The 18,276-nt window shown below is 43.4% G+C and carries 14 protein-coding genes; 8 read left to right on the plus strand and 6 right to left on the minus strand.

The features are described from left to right. Positions 1 to 134: 134 nt before the first annotated feature. Positions 135 to 2,813, minus strand: coding sequence for a TonB-dependent receptor (locus JO943_RS15745; protein ID WP_202741275.1), 2,679 nt, complete (start codon positions 2,811 to 2,813; stop codon positions 135 to 137). A 657-nt stretch (positions 2,814 to 3,470) separates the two neighbouring features. Here JO943_RS15745 and JO943_RS15750 point away from each other — a divergent pair. The 6 genes from JO943_RS15750 to JO943_RS15775 are packed head-to-tail and all read left to right on the plus strand — an operon-like array spanning position 3,471 to position 12,969. Continuing rightward, the gene (locus JO943_RS15750; RefSeq protein ID WP_202741276.1) at positions 3,471 to 5,255 is read left to right on the plus strand and encodes an ABC transporter substrate-binding protein; all 1,785 of its coding nucleotides are present in this window, start codon (positions 3,471 to 3,473) and stop codon (positions 5,253 to 5,255) included. Positions 5,256 to 5,269: 14 nt separating this feature from the next. Next, positions 5,270 to 7,087: an ABC transporter substrate-binding protein gene (locus JO943_RS15755; protein WP_202741277.1), complete on the plus strand. Its 1,818-nt coding sequence runs from the start codon at positions 5,270 to 5,272 to the stop codon at positions 7,085 to 7,087. A gap of 26 nt (positions 7,088 to 7,113) precedes the next feature. Further along, positions 7,114 to 9,126: a M3 family metallopeptidase gene (locus JO943_RS15760; protein WP_199974347.1), complete on the plus strand. Its 2,013-nt coding sequence runs from the start codon at positions 7,114 to 7,116 to the stop codon at positions 9,124 to 9,126. 12 nt (positions 9,127 to 9,138) lie between these two features. Beyond that, positions 9,139 to 10,077, plus strand: coding sequence for an ABC transporter permease (locus JO943_RS15765; RefSeq protein WP_202741278.1), 939 nt, complete (start codon positions 9,139 to 9,141; stop codon positions 10,075 to 10,077). Between the two features lie 11 nt (positions 10,078 to 10,088). Then, a complete protein-coding gene (locus JO943_RS15770; protein WP_202741279.1) occupies positions 10,089 to 11,228 on the plus strand; it encodes an ABC transporter permease in 1,140 nt (379 codons plus the stop codon). 13 nt (positions 11,229 to 11,241) lie between these two features. Beyond that, on the plus strand, positions 11,242 to 12,969 hold the full coding sequence (locus tag JO943_RS15775) for an ABC transporter ATP-binding protein (RefSeq protein WP_202741280.1): 1,728 nt from the start codon (positions 11,242 to 11,244) through the stop codon (positions 12,967 to 12,969). A gap of 57 nt (positions 12,970 to 13,026) precedes the next feature. Here the strand turns inward: JO943_RS15775 and rluB are convergent, their stop codons facing one another. Genes rluB through JO943_RS15790 form a run of 3 tightly spaced genes read right to left on the minus strand, consistent with a single transcriptional unit; the run spans position 13,027 to position 15,403 of the window. Next, positions 13,027 to 13,971 (minus strand): 23S rRNA pseudouridine(2605) synthase RluB, encoded by a 945-nt coding sequence (rluB, locus tag JO943_RS15780; protein ID WP_005229009.1) that lies wholly within the window; start codon positions 13,969 to 13,971, stop codon positions 13,027 to 13,029. A gap of 41 nt (positions 13,972 to 14,012) precedes the next feature. Beyond that, entirely contained in the window at positions 14,013 to 14,612 is a 600-nt protein-coding gene (gene scpB, locus JO943_RS15785) for an SMC-Scp complex subunit ScpB (RefSeq protein ID WP_032874732.1), read from the minus strand. Continuing rightward, positions 14,609 to 15,403, minus strand: coding sequence for a segregation and condensation protein A (locus JO943_RS15790; protein ID WP_202741281.1), 795 nt, complete (start codon positions 15,401 to 15,403; stop codon positions 14,609 to 14,611). Before JO943_RS15790 ends, scpB begins: the two co-directional genes overlap by 4 nt. Positions 15,404 to 15,649: 246 nt before the next feature. On the opposite strand from JO943_RS15790, the gene JO943_RS15795 reads away from it, so the two are divergent. Together JO943_RS15795 and JO943_RS18575 are read left to right on the plus strand one after the other, a co-directional pair. Next, complete coding sequence (locus JO943_RS15795; RefSeq protein ID WP_202741282.1) at positions 15,650 to 16,366, plus strand: GNAT family N-acetyltransferase; 717 nt, start codon at positions 15,650 to 15,652, stop codon at positions 16,364 to 16,366. 47 nt (positions 16,367 to 16,413) lie between these two features. After that, the gene (locus tag JO943_RS18575) at positions 16,414 to 16,866 is read left to right on the plus strand and encodes a hypothetical protein (RefSeq protein WP_227614496.1); all 453 of its coding nucleotides are present in this window, start codon (positions 16,414 to 16,416) and stop codon (positions 16,864 to 16,866) included. 26 nt (positions 16,867 to 16,892) lie between these two features. On the opposite strand, the gene JO943_RS15805 is transcribed toward JO943_RS18575, so the two are convergent. After that, positions 16,893 to 17,510, minus strand: a complete 618-nt coding sequence (locus JO943_RS15805) for an L-threonylcarbamoyladenylate synthase (RefSeq protein WP_004770885.1) — start codon at positions 17,508 to 17,510, stop codon at positions 16,893 to 16,895. Positions 17,511 to 17,597: 87 nt separating this feature from the next. Beyond that, complete coding sequence (locus JO943_RS15810) at positions 17,598 to 18,260, minus strand: elongation factor P hydroxylase (RefSeq protein ID WP_009507150.1); 663 nt, start codon at positions 18,258 to 18,260, stop codon at positions 17,598 to 17,600. Positions 18,261 to 18,276: the final 16 nt, after the last annotated feature.

Below are 18,276 nucleotides of genomic sequence, written 5' to 3' on the forward strand. Positions count from 1 at the left end.
ATCTTGCATTCATCTTTTTTCGGCGTAGAGCATCAATTTAAAATTGATACTGACCACTTTAATGTTCAATGAATCAGAGGATTACGGTGAACCACTACGACAGAACAGTAGTCATGCCATAGTGGCGAAACGTATTAAAATTTGTAGGTGCCTCTTAGGAAATATGCTCGACCTGTGACATCGCTATAGCGTGGGTCATAACCATATTGGAAGTTGTCTAATACATTCGATGCAGATGGTTCAGCATCAAATATATTTTTTATACCTGCAGTAAGTTCTAGATTTTTAAAGCCTTTATAGGTTCCTGAAATGTTGTAGAGGGTGTAGTCACTAACACGGTGATTGTCATATTTATCATCCCCCGTTTCATTCTGGTCTTTATAACCTCGATAGAATTCTTGCTCGAATACCATTTTCCAGTTTTCGTAGCTCCAATTTACATTTGCAACATGCTTCCAGCGTAAAATTGCAGGATCATCGTACTTGCCTGCATAGCCATCCCAAGTTCCGCCTTTTTCTTCTTGTCTGTCATAATTAATAAGATAGGTACCATCAATTCCAAAGCCAAAGCGACCTGTTACGGTCATTGGGGAGAGATAATTGAGGGCAAGGTCAATCCCTTGAGTTTTAACCCCGCCCATATTGGTTAATGCACTATTGATATATTGGAGACGACCATCATCTCCACGAATGAAGCGATCTGCATATTTTTCCGGATCACCAAAGATCATGGCTTCACCAATACTATTAATCAGTCCATCGATTTTGATGTTGTAATAGTCGGCAGAGAAAACAAGATTCTTAATCGGCTCTACGACGAAACCAGCCGTGATCGAGGTAGATTCTTCCGGTTGCAAACCTTTAGTTCCACCTTGAGTACGATAAAACTGTGTATTACATTCGGTCTTATATTGATCTGAGATGGCTTGGCCATTTGGGCAAAGCACAGGATCATTGTATTTCGCTCCAGTATAGGTCTTACTCTGAGGTGCATTGATGTCATACAGACTTGGTGCACGGAAACCTGTACTATAAGATGTACGGAACATTAACTGTTTTAAAGGTTCCCAACGGAAGGCGACTTTGGGATTGAAAGTATCACCAAAATCACTGTATTTGTCATAACGGGCAGCAAGTTGGGCTTCTAGTGTTTTGGTAACGGGTATATGTAGCTCAGTAAAAACAGCTGTGATATCGCGTTTACCTTTACTTTCTGGTTTGTCTGGATCAATACCGCTCCCTGGAACTTGTTTTACAATTTCTGAGTTAACATTTGCTTTCCAGTCTTGAGAACTAAAGCTTCCCCCGAATGCAAAGCCAACATCACCAGCGGGAAGGGTATAAATTGGACGACTGACATTAAAGTCAAATGTCGTTGCCGTTAAGGTGCCTTTATTGGTATCTCCCTTAACTTCAAATGATTGCCATATATTTTGATCCGCACTTGGACCAAATGGATTCAGTTTCCCAGCATTTAAAGCAGCTTGTACTTGGCTCTGATTGAGGTAACCGCCAGCAAAACCATCTGTTGCTTCACTGCGTGCATAGGAAATCCCCGTGTTGATATCCCATCCATACGCTTCACCTTCCAAAGCAAGTAGTGCTCGATGTGATTCATTGACAGGATTAGATATACGATTTCCTGCCTGCGAACGTAAATAAAGTTCTAAAGGTTCGCCACTTAAACCACTGACAGCAGGGGTAATACCATTTCCTGGGTAATAAGGACTTGTTGAGGGAAGCGTAACCGAACGGCTGTAAACATCAGGGGCAATAGACGTTGTAACTTCGTTACGTGAATAAATATATTCACCAATAGCATTAAAATTGTCATTTAATTTGAACGTGCCGCGTCCGAGTGCAGAAATTGTTTCTGATTTTGGAACGATACCGATCAATGCTTGAGTATTTAGATAGCACAGTTCACCATCTGAAACGGTATTTGGAGCATTATTACATGCTGTACTTGCATAAGGGTTGCCAAGTTTTCCTGTTTTCGGATCACGAAAATTGGCTGGAAAACCATTGGCTGAACTTGCATCAATTCCTAATTCCGGAAGAAGCCCCCCTCGTTTACTGGCTTTACGATCTCTTGCCATAATGTCATTTGAACGGCGGTAATCAATGACGCCCATCACATTAAAACCTTGTTCCTCTAAATCTCCATAGCCTCCAAATATTGAGACATCCTGCTTATCACCGCCACTTTCTTCAGGCTGGATTAAACCCGCGCTAATATTTAATCCTTCAAAGGACTTTTTGGTAATAAAATTGATTACGCCTGCAATCGCATCTGCCCCATAAATTGCAGAAGCGCCATCACGGAGGATTTCGATACGATCAACCATCGCCATTGGAATAATATTCAAGTTGGTTGTTGATGTACTAAAAGGGCTATACGCTAAACGGCGACCATTCAATAAAATCAAAGTCTTGTCGGTACCTAAAGCACGTAAATTCGCTGATGAACCTTCGGTATTACTTGCTCCCACATTTTGGGCGGTTGCGAAACCAGCCTGGTTAGCACTCACTTTGGTTAACGCTTCTTCAACGGTGGTCACGCCTTGTTTAGCAAGGTCGTCGGCTTTGATAATGGTAATCGGCGAGGCACTTTGAGCTGCAACGCCTTTGATGGAAGATCCCGTCACGGCGACCTTAACCACCTTGGTGGGTTTTTCTTCAGTTGTTGAGTCCGCGTCGGCAGCATGTGCCATGGTTAGACACAGCATACTTAAACTCAAGGTACTCAGTTTAAGTAGGGTTTTGCTCGTTTTTGACGTAGCGTTAGGTTGAGCGAAGTTGGCTTTTTTCATTGTTTATTGAACCCCTAATGGTTTGCCACTCTAAAATTAGATAAATCCGTTTTAGCAAGACCTGTGCCAAGCCCTATTTTTAGATTTCGCTTAATGTAGAATAAATTATGTAAAAGTGTTTTAGTTTTTATTTATAAGCTTTTCATATTTTTACCAATTATTAAAAACATAAAATAATAAAGAATGTGGGGTATTTGTCATAAAGTACCAATTAATGTGTTCTTCTCCTACGCATTAAAATGAATCATAACGTTTTATTTTTGCTTTTTTATAGTGCAAAAGCTTCTCTATCCACAGAAAACATGTATTTTATTAATATGATTTCATGGAAATGGGAATTAATATAAAAAAATATGATTTGGCAGAAAGTTACTTTTATTTAAGATGCCTGAAAACCGGAATGGCATTAAAATATTTATGGTTAAAAAATAAGTATTATTTTTTTATTGGAAAAGTGGCACGAAATTCGCTAGTTAATTTTTTGTGATAAAGCATTCTTTCTTGGGGTTAATTTTTTCCAAATGATAAATTTTTATTAAATAAATGATTTTATGATAAAAATTTTTCAAGATTAATCTAAAGAAGAGAAATGGTTGTGGTGTTGAATGCTATGCGAAAGTCTAGTATTTATTAAAAAACGATGATGTGAGTATTAAGTTGAAGTCTATTTTTATTACGGTCACTGTTTTATCCAGTGTAGTTGCATGTATGCCCATGGTTTATGCAAAAACACCAGCTCAAGCTGACAAAGTACTCCGTGTTGCTTTTGAGGCGCCAGATGATGGTTTTGATATGGTTAAAACCTTCAACTACTATAGTGGAAATGTCGCTGATGTTATTTTTGAAAGACTGGTTCAATATGATTATCTGGCAGATCCCGTTAAACTGATGCCTGGAACTGCACAAAGCTTACCAGTCATTGAAAAAAATGGACAGGTGTATACCTTTAAAATAAAGTCAGGTATTTATTTTACGGATGATCCCGCATTTAAAGGTAAGCGCAGGGAGCTGGTGGCTGAAGACTATATTTATTCCATTAAACGCATTTTAGATCCTAAAAATCATGCTTCATCATTTTCTTTTATTGATAATAAAATTGTTGGTGCCAATGCGCTGATTGAACAGGCAAAGAAAACTGGAAATTTTAATTATGAGGCCAAGATTGAAGGGATCAAGGCACTCGATAAATATACGATTCAATTTACGCTGACGCAACCTGATTATAACTTTCCTTATATTCTCGCTTATAGTTCATTTGGGGCAACTGCACGTGAAGTGGTTGAATACTATAAAGATCGTTTAGCTATGCATCCTGTCGGTACGGGCCCTTATATGCTGAGTAAATATGTCCCTCGCAGCAAGATCGAACTGGTTGCCAATCCGGATTACCGGGGTTTTGTCTGGAACTTTAAATCGACGGGCACGGCCTGGGACAACCAACTGGTCAAGGAAATGAGCGGCAAGCAGATGCCACAAATCGGCAAGGTCAATATCAGTATTATTGAAGAAGAACAGTCGCGCTGGTTAGCATTTCAGTCCAAGCAGCTCGATTTTGACAAAGTTACCTCAAATGCGATTCCTAAAGTGCTTGATCACAACAATCAACTCAAGCCCGCCATAAAAAAACAGGGGATTCGCCTGTATGCCAATAAAGAGGCCGAGATTACCTATTCGATGCTGAATATGCGTGATCCGGTAGTCGGCGGGAAGAGTCTAGACAAAATTGCCTTAAGGCGAGCAATCGCAATGTCGTTTAATGTGAATGAATATATTCGCATATTACGAAAAGGCCAGGCAGTGAAGGCTGAAATGCTGGTTCCTGCAGGGATTAGTGGGCATAACCCCGATTACCGCAGTAGCATTGGCTACAATCCTGTATTGGCCAATAAATTACTGGATCATTTCGGTTATAAAAAGGGTGCTGATGGTTATCGTAACCTACCTAATGGCAAAGCTTTAACCTTAAAAATCAATACTGAAAGTGGCTCGTCTTCAGTGATGTACTCTGAATTATGGAAGAAAAATCTGGACGCAATCGGGATACGTGCTGATTTTAAAGTCAGTAATTTTGCCGATAACCTAAAAGCGGCCACGCAGTGTCAATATATGATGTGGAGTGGTGCATGGCATGCCGACTATCCAGAAGGAGAAAACTTCACTCAGTTACTGTATGGACCCAATGTTGGACGCGGTAATCAGTCCTGTTATCAATCTACTGCTTATGACAATTTATATAAGCAGGCCATGCAGCAACCACCTGAAAAACGCATGCCATTCTATGAAAAAATGAGTCGGCAAATTGAAGCGGATAATATCTGGATTTTACAGGATACACGGATTCGCAACTGGTTGATTCAACCAGAAGTTCAGGGATTTAAGGCTCATCCTATTATGAATACCAATTGGCAATACCTTGATATTGCTTCACCAAATCAAAAATAAGTGATGTGTATACGATGAAGCAAAATTTTAAAATTTCTATTTTGCGTGCAGGACTGGCACTGGTATTGGGGACGACCCTAGGTTCAGGCTTCAGCTCAGTACAAGCCAAAAGCCCCGCCGATCCTAAAAAAGTCTTGCGATATGCTTTTCCGGTGGCAGAAACGGGCTTTGATCCCGTGGCGACTCAAGATTTATATTCTGCCCATATTTTATATTCTGTCTTTGAAACCCTCTATACCTATGACTATCTGGCATCGCCAGCACAATTGGTACCTAATACTGCCGCTGCCTTACCCGAAGTGAGTGCGGATGGACTGACCTACACCATACGGCTGAAGAAAGGGATTTATTTTTCTCCTGATCCTGTCTTTAAGGGTAAACCGCGAGAGCTCACGGCAGCTGATTATGCCTATTCCTATAAGCGCTTACTGGACCCGAATTTACGCTCACCGAATAGTTGGTTATTTGAAGATAAAATTGCCGGGATTGATCCTTTAATTCAACAGGCCAGTAAAACCGGAAAATTTAACTACGATCAGCCGATCACCGGATTACAGACACCGGATCGTTATACCTTAGTGATTCGCCTGAAAGAACCGAATCATAATTTCCCTATGCTGCTTGCCCATCAACCGACAGGGGCAGTCGCCCGTGAAGTGATTGAACATTATCGGGATAAAACAACAGGCTATGCCATGGCGCATCCCGTCGGAACAGGCCCTTATGTGCTGGCACACTGGACGCCAGGTTCACGGATTATTTTGAAAGCCAACCCTGATTATCGCGGTTTCACCTGGAATTTTAAGGCCAGCAATCCAGAAGAGCAGAAAATCGTCCAGCAGATGCAAGGTAAAAAAATGCCGCAGATTGGGGTCATTGATATCCGTGTCATTGAAGAATCACAATCAGGATGGCTTGCTTTTCAGAAAGACGGGCTGGATTTATTCACACTGGACGGCGAGTTGCCCGCACAAGCCTTACAGCAAGATGGCAGCTTAAAACCCGAGCTGGCCAAGAAGGGAATCCAGTTGTCGCGTATACCGGATCCGTCGATTGATTATCTTTACTGGAATATCCAGAATCCTGTTGTTGGTGGTTTTGGCAAAGATAAAATTGCATTACGTCGTGCCATGTCAATGGCCATTTCCAAAGACAAAATGATTGCGATTCTGGCCAAGGGAAATGCCAAAAAACTGGAAACACCGATTCCTTATGGGGTCGCGGGGCATGATCCTGATTATAAAAGCAGTATTCCTTATTCGGTAAAGGCCGCAAATCTGTTGCTGGATCGGTATCACTATAAGGTCGGGGCCGATGGCTGGCGCAGACTGCCTGATGGCAAGCCGCTGGTGATTGAGTTTATGCCATCCACCAGCAGTGCCCGTAGTATGCAAATGGCCGAGCTATTAAAGAAAGACCTGACCAATATCAAAATTAATATGGTGTCCAAGCCCGTTCCTTTCGCGGAAGGTTTAAAGGCGGAAAAACAGTGTAAGACCATGTTTAAAGCCTCTGCCTGGATTGCTGACTATCCTGATGCCGATAATTTTATGCAGTTGTTCTATGGTAATAATATTCATGCCACTAACCATACCTGCTTTAAATTACCAGAATATGACCGTTTATATGAACAATCCCTGAAACTGGAAGATGGTCCTGAGCGCGATATGTTATATCGCAAAATGTCACGTCTTTTAGAGTTTTACTCACCCGTACAATTCGTCTCGACCCGTTATCGGACTGTGGTCGCACAGCCTCGTGTGCTGGGCTATAAAAAGCATCCTATATTGCCTGCAGAGTGGATGTATATTGATATTCAAGACAAGAAATAACCAACACATTAAATTGGAGAGAAAGAATGGCGAAAAAAATATTGAAATTATCGAGTCTGGCTTTGTTATCCATGACGGCCGTCGGCATGAGCCAGAATATCTGGGCTGAAAGAACCACCTTACCTATTTTAAAAACCGCGGCTAGTGCGCAATGGTGTGATGCCAACTTGGAAAAATTACAACAGCGTATTGCTCAACTTGAAAAACAAACAGTAAAACAGCAGTCTGATGCCGCACCAGTCTTGGCTGAGTGGGATCAACTGATGGCAAGCTTTGAAGATTTTGCCGGACCGATCAGCTTATATAGTAATGTTGATCCGGATGCAAAACTGCGTAAAGCTGCTGAAGATTGTGAAGTCAAATTGAACCAGCTGCAAACTGAAATTTATCAGAATCCGAAACTGTATCAGCGCATTAAAAATACCACGGCGGCAGATGCCATTGATCGCAAATATCGTCAGGACATCCTCGATGCCTTTGAAGATACCGGTGTGCAATTAGCCCCTGAGAAGCGCGCTCGGGTGAAAACGATTTTTGATGAACTAACCAAACTTTCGCAAGAGTTTTCCCGCAATATCCGTGATAATCCGGAAAAACTGGAATTTACCCCTGCGGAATTAAAGGGCTTACCTGACAGTTATATTGCAGGGTTAAAGAAAAATGACAAAGGTAATTATTTATTAGGCTTTGAATATCCTGAATATCAGCCTTTCATGGAACTGGCAGACAGCGATGCTGCCCGTAAGCGTTATCAAACCGCCTTTACTCGTCGTGGTACGGAAAAGAATCTGGTTTTACTGAAACAGATTATCGACTTGCGTTATGAACTGGCACAGCTGTTTGGTCAGGCAAGTTATGCTGATCTGGCCTTAAAAAAACGCATGGCAAAAACACCAAAAACCGTGAATAGCTTCTTGACGGATGTACATAAAGTGGTGGCTCCGCTCGAGCAAAAAGAAGTAGAAGAACTACGGGCGTTTAAAGCCAAAACATTAAACATCGCTTTGGACAAGGCTGACATCAATCGCTGGAATGTGGGCTATTGGAGTGAAAAGCTGCGTAAAGCTAAATACCAGATTGATCAGGAAAAACTGCGTGATTATTTTCCAACTTTAGCCGCGCAAAAATGGTTATTTGCGATTTCTTCAGATCTGTATGGCATTGAGTTTAAACCCGCCAAAGTTGATACATGGCAGGATGAAGTTGAATATTACGATGTGACAGACAAGAAAACTGGCGAAGTGCTGGGTGGCCTGTATATGGATAAATTCCCGCGTGAAGGCAAATATGGTCATGCAGCGGTGTGGGGCGTCTATGGCGGCAGCACTTTAAGCAAGCGTAAACCGATTTCTGTACTGGTGACCAACTTTAACCGTAAAGGTTTAAATAGTGATGAGCTTGAAACTTTTGTGCATGAGTTTGGTCATGCCTTACATGGCATCTTGTCGAAAACTCGTTATTCAGGCCAGTCAGGAACCTCGGTAGAGCGTGATTTTGTCGAAGCACCTTCACAAATGTATGAAGAATGGGCTCGCCGCAAAGAGACCTTAGCTAAAGTGGCGGATTATTGTGATCCAGCTTGTCCACGCGTAGATGATGCCCTGATTGCCCGTTTGAAATCGGTCCATAATTATGGACGTGGTATGCGTTATGCACGTCAGACCTTGTATGCACAATACGACATGGCTTTGCATGGTGCCGATGCCTTGAAAGTCCAGCCGATGGATGTCTGGAAGAAAATGGAGTCAGCCACGGCATTAGGCTATGTACCTACTACCGAATTCCCAGGCCAGTTCGGGCATTTGATGGGCTATCAGGCTGGCTACTATGGTTATATGTGGTCTGAAGTACTGGCGCTGGACATGTTATCTGCTTTTGGGGACAACCTGAACAATCCGGTCGTCGGGCAACGCTATCGTCAAACCATTCTGTCACAAGGCAGCCAAAAGGATGCAGCCCAACTGGTGAAAGACTTTTTAGGTCGAGAGCCTGATAACAAAGCATTTTTTAATGAAATTACCGGTCAACGGGTCAAATAAGGATTTGCCATTATGCTTGCTTATGTCGTGCGTAGACTATGGCAAATGATCCCGACCATGTTGGGTGTTATTTTGCTGATTTTCTTTTTATTTAACTGGGTGGGGGGTGATCCTGCATACATTCTGGCAGGAAAGATGTCTAACCCGGAGCAAATCGAAAACATCCGTAAACAGTTGGGCGTAGATCAACCTTACTACGTACAGCTATGGATTTTTATCAAGCAGATTCTGAGCTTTGATTATGGTGTCAGCTGGAGTACCGGTGAATCGGTCTCACAGATTATTCTGACCCGTTTAGGACCATCACTGACGTTATTGATTCCACTGACGATTTTACAAACCGTAATTTCAATTATCTTGGCACTGGCTGTTGCTTCGGTGCGTGGCTCGCTGACAGACCGTATGGTGATGATGCTGTGCACCATTGGCATGTCGATCAGTATTCTGGTGTATATCATTGTCTTCCAGTACGTTTTGGCCTATCAGCTTAGCTGGTTTCCGGTGCAGGGCTGGAGTGATCATTTCAGTGAAAACCTGTTTCAATACGCCTTATTACCGATCCTAATTATGCTGGTGGTAAGTATTGCACCGACCTTGCGGCTGTATCGCAGTTTTGTGCTGGATGAGATTCAACAGGATTATGTGCGTACCGCACGTGCCAAAGGTGTGGGCGAATCGCGTGTACTGGGTGTGCATGTGCTGCGTAACGCGTCCATCCCGATTGTGACCGAAGTCATGGCAAGTTTACCGGCTTTGTTAATTGGTGCCTTCCTGATTGAGCGTTTTTTTGGCATCCCGGGAATTGGACGGGAAATCATTATCGCAGTAGAGCGTAGCGATTTTCCGGTCATCAAGGCAATTACGGTCTATATCGCTGCGATGACCATGATTTTTAACCTGATCGCCGATCTGATTTATAAGCTCCTCGATCCTCGTGTTCAGTTGAAGTAGAGGAGAGCACAATGCTAAGTACAATTTTTAAAAGCAAAGCATCTTCTGATGAATCCACTGCTGCAACAGGATTATGGCAACTGGCATTAAAGCGATTGAAGTCGGATCGTATTGCGGTGGTTTCCTTTATTGTGGTGCTGTTTTATTTCATCCTGCTGGCCTTATCCATGACCGGTGTGATTGCATCGGACTGGAATAAGGAAGTGGCGGTCAGTTATGCACCACCAACGTTTTTAGGCGCAGATGCCGATGCCTCGTCAACTGGGGAAGCGGCGAAGCTTAACGAAACGCTACCAGAAAATCCGGTAGACCCATTAAAAGATGTCATCCGCCAGCTCAACAGCGAGATCCAGAATGAACAGCAAGGCGGTTATGTGGATCATTATGGCGTGGTGGATCCTTTGGCGGAAGATATGCAACAAATTGATCAGCAACTGGGTGGGCATTTGCTTGAACAAAAGCTGGAGTTAAAAACCACCTTGCCCTTTGGGGCCGATAAATGGGGGCAGGATATCCTATTGAAAACTATTAAAGGAGCGGAAACGTCGATTCTGGTTGGTTTGTTGTCGGCGCTGCTGGCCGTGGTGATCGGGACTTTTTTGGGGGCGATTGCAGGTTATTTTGGCGGTTGGGTCGATGATATTCTAAACTGGTTTTACAACATTTTTACCTCGATTCCTTATTTGTTGCTGGTCCTGGCGATTGCCGCAGTACTCCAGCAAAAAGGCATTTTGTCGATTGTACTTATTCTCGGTTTGACGGGCTGGACTGGAGTATTTCGTCTGATTCGTGCCGAGTATATGAAACACAAGTCGCGTGAATATGTGCTTGCTGCCAAGGCGATTGGTGTCAGTCATTTACGCCGTATGTTTGTGCATATCTTTCCCAATGTGAGTCATATTGCACTGGTACAGATTTCGATTCTGGTGGTGTCTTTTATCAAATCGGAAGTAATCCTGAGCTTCCTCGGTTTTGGTGTGCCTGTCGGTGTGGTGTCGTGGGGCAGTATGCTGAATGAAGCGCAAAGTGAATTGATTCTGGGGAAATGGTGGCAGCTGGCAGCCGCATCAATGGCAATGGCGATACTGGTCACGGCATTCTCGATGTTTACCGATGCTTTACGTGATGCACTAGATCCTAAGTTGAAATAGCGGAGAGAACAATATGCAACATCAGAATGAAATACCGCTATTACAGGTACAAGATCTTCGGGTCAGCTTTAAAGGCGAAAATAAACAGTGGATTGAAACCGTGAAAGGAATTTCATTTTCGATCCCTAAAAATAAAACCGTGGCTTTGGTGGGGGAGTCCGGCAGCGGTAAATCAGTGACCTCTCTTGCGGTGATGGGGCTATTGCCAAAAGGTCAGAGCCAGATTGCAGAACGCAGCCTGATCAAGTTTGAAGGCAAGGATTTACTACACCTATCAGCAGGTGAAATCCGGAAAATTTGTGGTAAAGACATTGCCATGATTTTTCAGGAACCCATGTCCTCATTAAATCCGGTATTTACGGTCGGTGATCAGATTGCCGAAGTGCTGCGTATTCATCTGGGCATGCGGCGCAAGGAGGCCAGAGCCCGGGTATTGGAATTGCTCCGGGAGGTTGGTATTCCTGCACCTGAAACCAAGATTGATGCCTATCCCAGCCAGCTTTCGGGGGGACAGCAGCAACGGGTCATGATTGCGATGGCTATTGCCTGTGAACCGAAGCTTTTGATTGCGGATGAACCGACCACGGCTTTGGATGTGACTATTCAGAAACAGATCATTGATTTGCTAGAGTCATTACGACAACGTCACCAGATGTCGATGTTATTTATTACCCATGATCTGGCACTGGTCGGGGAAATTGCCGATGAGGTGATTGTCATGCGGCATGGGGAAATTCGGGAATGTGGTCCTGTTGAGCAAGTGCTGGAACGGCCACAGGATGTCTATACCAAAGCTTTGTTGCATTGTCGTCCGCAGTTGGCTTCACGACCTTACCGCTTGCCTGTGACCAGTGACTTTATGAAACAGGAACATGGACAATGGGTTGAAGTGAGCCAGTTATCTGACCTGAATCTCAAACAACGTACTCGTGGTCTGAAGGGAGATGAACAGATTATTTTAGAGGTCAAAGACCTGAAAAAATCGTTTTATAGCCGTAAAGGCTTATGGGGACGAGAGGAGTTTCAGGCCGTGAAAGGGGTGTCCTTTCAACTGGCCAAAGGTAAAACTTTGGGTTTGGTGGGGGAGTCGGGTTCGGGAAAAACCACCATCGGTTTATTATTGATGCGCTTACACCAAGCAACCGGTGGACAGGCATTGATTGGCGGCAAAGACATTCTGGCCATGAGCGAGAAAGAGTTTTGTCAGTATCAACGCAAGATCCAGATCATTTTCCAGAATCCTTATGCCTCACTCAATCCACGCTTTACCATCGGACAGATTTTATTGGAACCGATGCGGATTCATGGTATTGGTCAAAATGACGCCGAGCGTAAGAAAATTGCCTTGGAATTATTAGAGCGTGTCAGCTTGCCTGTGCAGGCTTATGACCGTTATCCACATGAGTTTTCTGGCGGGCAACGGCAACGGATTGCGATTGCACGTTGCTTAACCTTAAAACCTGAAATCCTGATCTGTGACGAATCGGTTTCTGCACTGGATGTATCGGTGCAGGCACAAGTGCTGAATTTATTGCAGGATCTACAGGATGAGTTTGGATTGAGCTATATCTTTATTTCACATGATTTATCGGTGGTGAAGTATATTTCCGATCAGGTGATGGTGATGAATCATGGTGAACTGGTTGAAATCGCCAATTCGGATCAACTGTATTTACATCCACAGCATGAATATACCAAGAAACTATTGAATGCAATTCCGCAAGGGATTGCCCATCATTAAAATCAAGTCATAAAAAAACGCTCTAATCAGAGCGTTTTTTTATTTCAGACCTCAGGCTTAAAACTTTTTAAAGCCTTTGTTGAAACCAATGGTTTTACGACCATTGTTATTGTTACTATTCCCGCCTGAACGTTGCTGTGATTGATCTTGTTCATCATCACGGCGCTGTTGACGTAAATATCCACCACGACGTGCAGCCATTGGCTTGTCTGCCATACGTTCGGTACGACGTTTTGCCATACCGAATAGACCAGTCCCTTGACGTGGTTTTAACTCGACTGATTTAGCCAAATTGTCGATATCGGTTTTATCCAGTTCCATCCAGCGACCGGTACGTAATTCACGCGGTAAAATCACCGTGCCGTAACGGGTACGTAACAAGCGGCTGACTTTCAGGCTTTGTGATTCAAAGATACGACGTACTTCGCGGTTACGACCTTCTTTTACCACCACTTGATACCAGCGGTTGATACCGTCACCACCAATTTCAGAGAAAGATTCAAATTTCGCAGGGCCATCTTCAAGCTCAACACCTTTGAGCATGTTGTTGCGAATTTGCGGTGTCACTTCACCCATGACACGAACCGCGTATTCACGCTCAACTTCGTTTGAAGGGTGCATTAAACGGTTGGCAAGTTCACCATCATTGGTGAATAGCAACAGACCTGTACTGTTGATGTCCAGACGACCCACCATGACCCAGCGGTCATTGGCAATTTGAGGTAAATGATCAAATACGGTTGGGCGTTTTTCAGGGTCATTGCGTGAGCAAATTTCACCTTCTGGCTTATAGTAAATCAACACACGACGACGGATTTCGTCTTCAATCTGGAACTGTACTTTACGACCATCGATACGAAGTTCATCACCTGGTTCGATACGTTCACCGACCTGGGCAATACGACCATTGATGCTGACACGACCAGCAGCAATGACTTCCTCCATATAGCGACGCGAGCCGAGCCCGACTCTCGCTAAAACCTTTTGTAATTTTTCACTCATGACAGCACAACCTTAGACATAATGATCAACAGTTCACCTTCTCAAGACTTCGGCGCATGTGCATCGAGAGCCATGAATGCTTCCTTGGCGTTCTGCAGGGGAGGCAATTGACCTAGCGAAGCTAAACCAAAAGCATTTAAAAATTGGGGCGTTGTAATCAACAACGCAGGTCTTCCGGGTAAATCTCTGAAACCGGCTTCTTTAATCCAGTTCCAGTCAAAAAGTGTTCTTAAAATCTGGCTGTTATTAGAGACACCACGAATCTGCTCAATATCGGCACGGGTTACAGGTTGATGATAAGCAATCACTGCGACAGTTTCGAGTAATGAGGGTGATAACTTGGTCGGACGTTCCGGCCAGACTTGTGCAATGATATTGCGATATTTGGCGCGTACCTGAAAACGAAAGCCTTGCGCTGTTTCAATCAATTCAATCGAACGACCATGCTGCAACATGGCAAGTTGCTGCACAAAGGTCCGCAATTGTTGCTTATTATATTGGTTTTGAAAGGCTTCTTTTAGACGGGCAATCGAAACTGGTGAGTCACTGGCGAACAGGATCGCTTCGATTTGTAATAAAACATCGTGATGAATGTCTTCAAGTGACAGGCTTTCATTTTGTTCTAACTGATCTAGACTCATGCGGCAACTCCCTGAATGGTCAACGGAGCTTCAATACCAGTATGAATAATCTGGATTTTTTGCTGACGTGTGAGTTCAAGTACGGCCATAAAGGTCACCACCATCCCCATGCGACCTTGCTGGGGATTTAATAATTCAATAAAACTCAACGCTTCACCTAATGCGAGCTGGCTTTCAATAAAGGCAATCCGTTCTTCTAACAAGACGGGTTCTTGTGCCACCACATGCGTGACCGGTTCAGGGCGGTTAAATACACAAAATAATGCATCATGTAAGGCGGCGACATCATAGCCTTCATAAATCGGTGCAATATGCCCCAGACTGACATTGGCACTAAAGGTATCGCGCTCGAAGATCGGCATTTGTCCCAATCGTTCGGCAGCCTGTTTAATCCGTAAATAGGTTTCCAGACGGTCAATCAATTCCTGTTTTGGATCTTTTTCAAATTGATCGACAATAGCAGGTTTGGGCAATAACAAGCGTGATTTTAGGTCGGCCAGAAGCGCGGCCATCACCATATAATCCGCTGTCAGTTCAATATTCAACGATTTCATACTGTCCATATAAGACAGATACTGGGTGGCAATTGGTGAAATATCCACTTGTAATAAATCAAAGCCATTTTTTTGGATCAGGTAAATCAGGAAATCCAACGGCCCTTCAAACTGTTCCAGTAAAATTTCAAACGCGGCAGGTGGAATATACAAATCTTCAGGTATGACTTCTTGCCACTCGTCAAGCACGCGAATGGAAGGAGTGGACTCCAAAGTTTGGGGGAGAATTTGGTTCATTACCGTTATAAGCCACGCGAATTTTCAAAAGCATGAAAAGATATAATTTTTGTGCAGGAAAGGCACATGCTACCAAGAGCAGGCTCATTCTACTCGAAAACCCGAATTTAATAAATTGCTGACTTACAAAAACCTTAAACTTCTCAGGGTATTTTTCCTATTTATGTAGGATCAGCTAGGTCAGCTAAAAAACTTATGCTTAAATGAGCAGCGAAAATCATGTTTGCTTCTTAATTATAAATTGCCATGAAAAAATATTTAAAAACGCAACAAAATCCGTTTGGACAAAGTGTTGGCTTTGCCATTGATCATCAGCCCTGTCTACCCATTGAGCAAAATCTGGCGGGGAAATACGTTCAACTACGTCGTATTGACGGTAAAATTTCCGATCAGGCTGCCAGTGAAATCTGGCAGGCTGTAGAAACTGAGCCTGATGCGGCATGCTGGACCTATTTACCTTATTCTGCGCCAGAGAGCAAAGCACAACTAAAACAAAGCTTAGAGGATGTATTTGGCTTTCAGGGCTCCACCCATTTTCTGATTGAAGTGAATGGCAAAGTTCAGGGCTGGATTGCGCTGTTGAATCCACGACTAAACTACGGGGCGATTGAAATCGGTAATGTGTACTACTCACATCAGATGAAAAAATCCAAAGCCTCGACTGAAACCATATTTTTATTGTTACAACAATGCTTCAAACAGGGCTTTAGACGGGTAGAGTGGAAATGTGATGACTGCAATGCACCCTCTAAAGCAGCGGCGTTACGCTTTGGTTTTCAATATGAGGGGCTATTCCGCCAAGACCGCATCACTAAAGGCCGTAACCGCAATACTGCATGGTTTTCAATCATTGATGAGGAGTGGCCGGCACTGCAACAGTGCTACTTACAGTGGTTAAATCCATCAAATTTTGATGCCCAGGGTTTCCAGAAACAGCGGTTATCAGACTTTTTTGAAATCTGAGTTGTTGTTCGTCGTTTTAATGAGAAATATTGCGGTATATCACTTCAATGAAAAGAAAAATAATTGTCAGCCTGATGCTGACCTTACCGGTTGTTCTGATCGGAAGTTTTTTTGTCTGGAACAATCCTTCTGTTCAAAAAGAACTGTTAAGGCAGTATTTAGGCAGATTGATCGTCAGCAAGATTAATCATCGCGCCAACCCGACGGCTTCGAAGTGGAACATGGATATTCACGCCGTTAATTCCTACCCGAAGATTAGGGTGAAGATGAAATTACGGGGTGAAGGCCATAACCCGGTTAGCGCTGCGCAGCTTCAGCAGCAAAGCTGTATCTTTCTAAAAAACTTTCAGACGCTTAAACAAAGCACAAGAACCAAGGTGTATGGGCTTTTAATTGAAGATCGGCTGTCATTTGAAATCGAAATTTTTAATATGTCTGGCCAGAAAATACAAAGTACTCAGCAAGTTCTGGCGCAATGTCCAAACTTTCCATATGCCTAAGATTTAGAGAGAGCGGGTGTCAGTCCTTATTCAAAAGCACTGACATCCCCGACACCACGACGCACAATTTCAGGATTCTCTCCTGACAGGTCGACAATACTGGTGGTTGATAAGGTTCCGAAACCACTGTCAATAAACACATCAATGCGTTTACCCAACTGGTTTTCAATATCGTATGGATCATCCAGTGGATCTTTCTGATCCGGCAAGATTAAGGTACTGGTCAGTAACGGTTCACCGAGTTCTTTTAATAAAGCTTGTGCAACAGGATTACTTGGAATACGCAGACCAATGGTTTTTTTCTTCGGATGCATTAAACGTTTTGGTACTTCGCTGGTCGCCGGCAAAATAAACGTTGTGACAGCAGGTGTATTATTTTTTAATAAACGATACATGGCATTATCGACTTTGGCATAGGTCGCAATGTCAGAGAGGTCACAGCACATAATGGCATATTGATGCTTTGGCCCCAGACCACGAATTTGCGCAATACGTTCCATCGCATTTTTATTTCCGATCTGACAACCGATGGCGTAGGCTGCATCGGTCGGATAAATCACCACATCCCCAGCACGAATACGTTCCACTGCTTGTGTGATTAAGCGTGCCTGTGGATTTTCGGGATGAATATGTAAATGCAACATCTTTGAACTCCCTGATCTATATGGCTAAATTGAGTATGAAGCGGGTTGCGGTCAAGTTGCAAGCATTAGATGTGACAATTTTGTCCTTTAATCAAGGTCTTCACGTTTAAATTCATCGAGTTGTAACGGTCGGCCATGACGGGTACATAGACAGATGTAATGAATAAAATGCGTAGCATCGCGTGGTAACTTGGCTTCACCTGAAAAATAATCTTGTAGCTGAGCAAAAACATGATCTTTAAATTGCTGACCATTACCGCCATCGCCGGTCAAGTTATCTAAAGAGACACGGAACTTTCGGCCAAAAGCCTTTGCAAACAACCATTCAATGGCTTGTGGCTTGATTTCAACCTGCTCAAACAGCGCTTGCTGTTCAGCAGTTCGACCATCTGGCGCATACCAGTATCCCAGATCAGGGAGTAGGCGACGCTGTGCACCAGAGATGCTCCAGTGACTAATTTCATGCAGTGCACTATTAAAGAAACCGTGGGCAAACTGGATTCTTGCAGGCTGACCATTTTCCGCCGGGAAATATTCTGGTTCAAAATCACCTTTAACTAGTGTGACATTATGGTGGGAAAACCAGTGATTAAAGTGTAAAATAAGCCAATCGACCTGTTCTGGTTCTGATGTTAACTTTTGCCAAGATGAGCGTTGCACTTGATCTGGCGTTAATGCAGGAGCAGAGGTTGAATGGGTGCTTACAAGTAATGAAGTTGTTACTTCAAGTTGCGGCTGCAACAGGTGCATTGCTTAATTTACCCCG

Origin of the sequence: Acinetobacter sp. 'aerobic (ED)' (genome assembly GCF_904886855.1) — a bacterium.
GTDB classification, from domain to species: domain Bacteria; phylum Pseudomonadota; class Gammaproteobacteria; order Pseudomonadales; family Moraxellaceae; genus Acinetobacter; species Acinetobacter courvalinii.

Excerpts from the sequence above, each read along its gene's own strand:
- JO943_RS15770 (WP_202741279.1), top strand. The coding sequence starts at position 10,089 with ATGCTAAGTACAATTTTTAAAAGCAAAGCATCTTCTGATGAATCCACT.
- JO943_RS18575 (WP_227614496.1), top strand. The coding sequence starts at position 16,414 with ATGAAAAGAAAAATAATTGTCAGCCTGATGCTGACCTTACCGGTTGTT.
- JO943_RS15765 (WP_202741278.1), top strand. The coding sequence starts at position 9,139 with ATGCTTGCTTATGTCGTGCGTAGACTATGGCAAATGATCCCGACCATG.
- JO943_RS15795 (WP_202741282.1), top strand. The coding sequence starts at position 15,650 with ATGAAAAAATATTTAAAAACGCAACAAAATCCGTTTGGACAAAGTGTT.
- JO943_RS15755 (WP_202741277.1), top strand. The coding sequence starts at position 5,270 with ATGAAGCAAAATTTTAAAATTTCTATTTTGCGTGCAGGACTGGCACTG.
- JO943_RS15790 (WP_202741281.1), bottom strand. The coding sequence starts at position 15,403 with ATGAACCAAATTCTCCCCCAAACTTTGGAGTCCACTCCTTCCATTCGC.
- rluB (WP_005229009.1), bottom strand. The coding sequence starts at position 13,971 with ATGAGTGAAAAATTACAAAAGGTTTTAGCGAGAGTCGGGCTCGGCTCG.
- JO943_RS15810 (WP_009507150.1), bottom strand. The coding sequence starts at position 18,260 with ATGCACCTGTTGCAGCCGCAACTTGAAGTAACAACTTCATTACTTGTA.
- JO943_RS15760 (WP_199974347.1), top strand. The coding sequence starts at position 7,114 with ATGGCGAAAAAAATATTGAAATTATCGAGTCTGGCTTTGTTATCCATG.
- JO943_RS15805 (WP_004770885.1), bottom strand. The coding sequence starts at position 17,510 with ATGTTGCATTTACATATTCATCCCGAAAATCCACAGGCACGCTTAATC.
- JO943_RS15745 (WP_202741275.1), bottom strand. The coding sequence starts at position 2,813 with ATGAAAAAAGCCAACTTCGCTCAACCTAACGCTACGTCAAAAACGAGC.
- JO943_RS15775 (WP_202741280.1), top strand. The coding sequence starts at position 11,242 with ATGCAACATCAGAATGAAATACCGCTATTACAGGTACAAGATCTTCGG.
- scpB (WP_032874732.1), bottom strand. The coding sequence starts at position 14,612 with ATGAGTCTAGATCAGTTAGAACAAAATGAAAGCCTGTCACTTGAAGAC.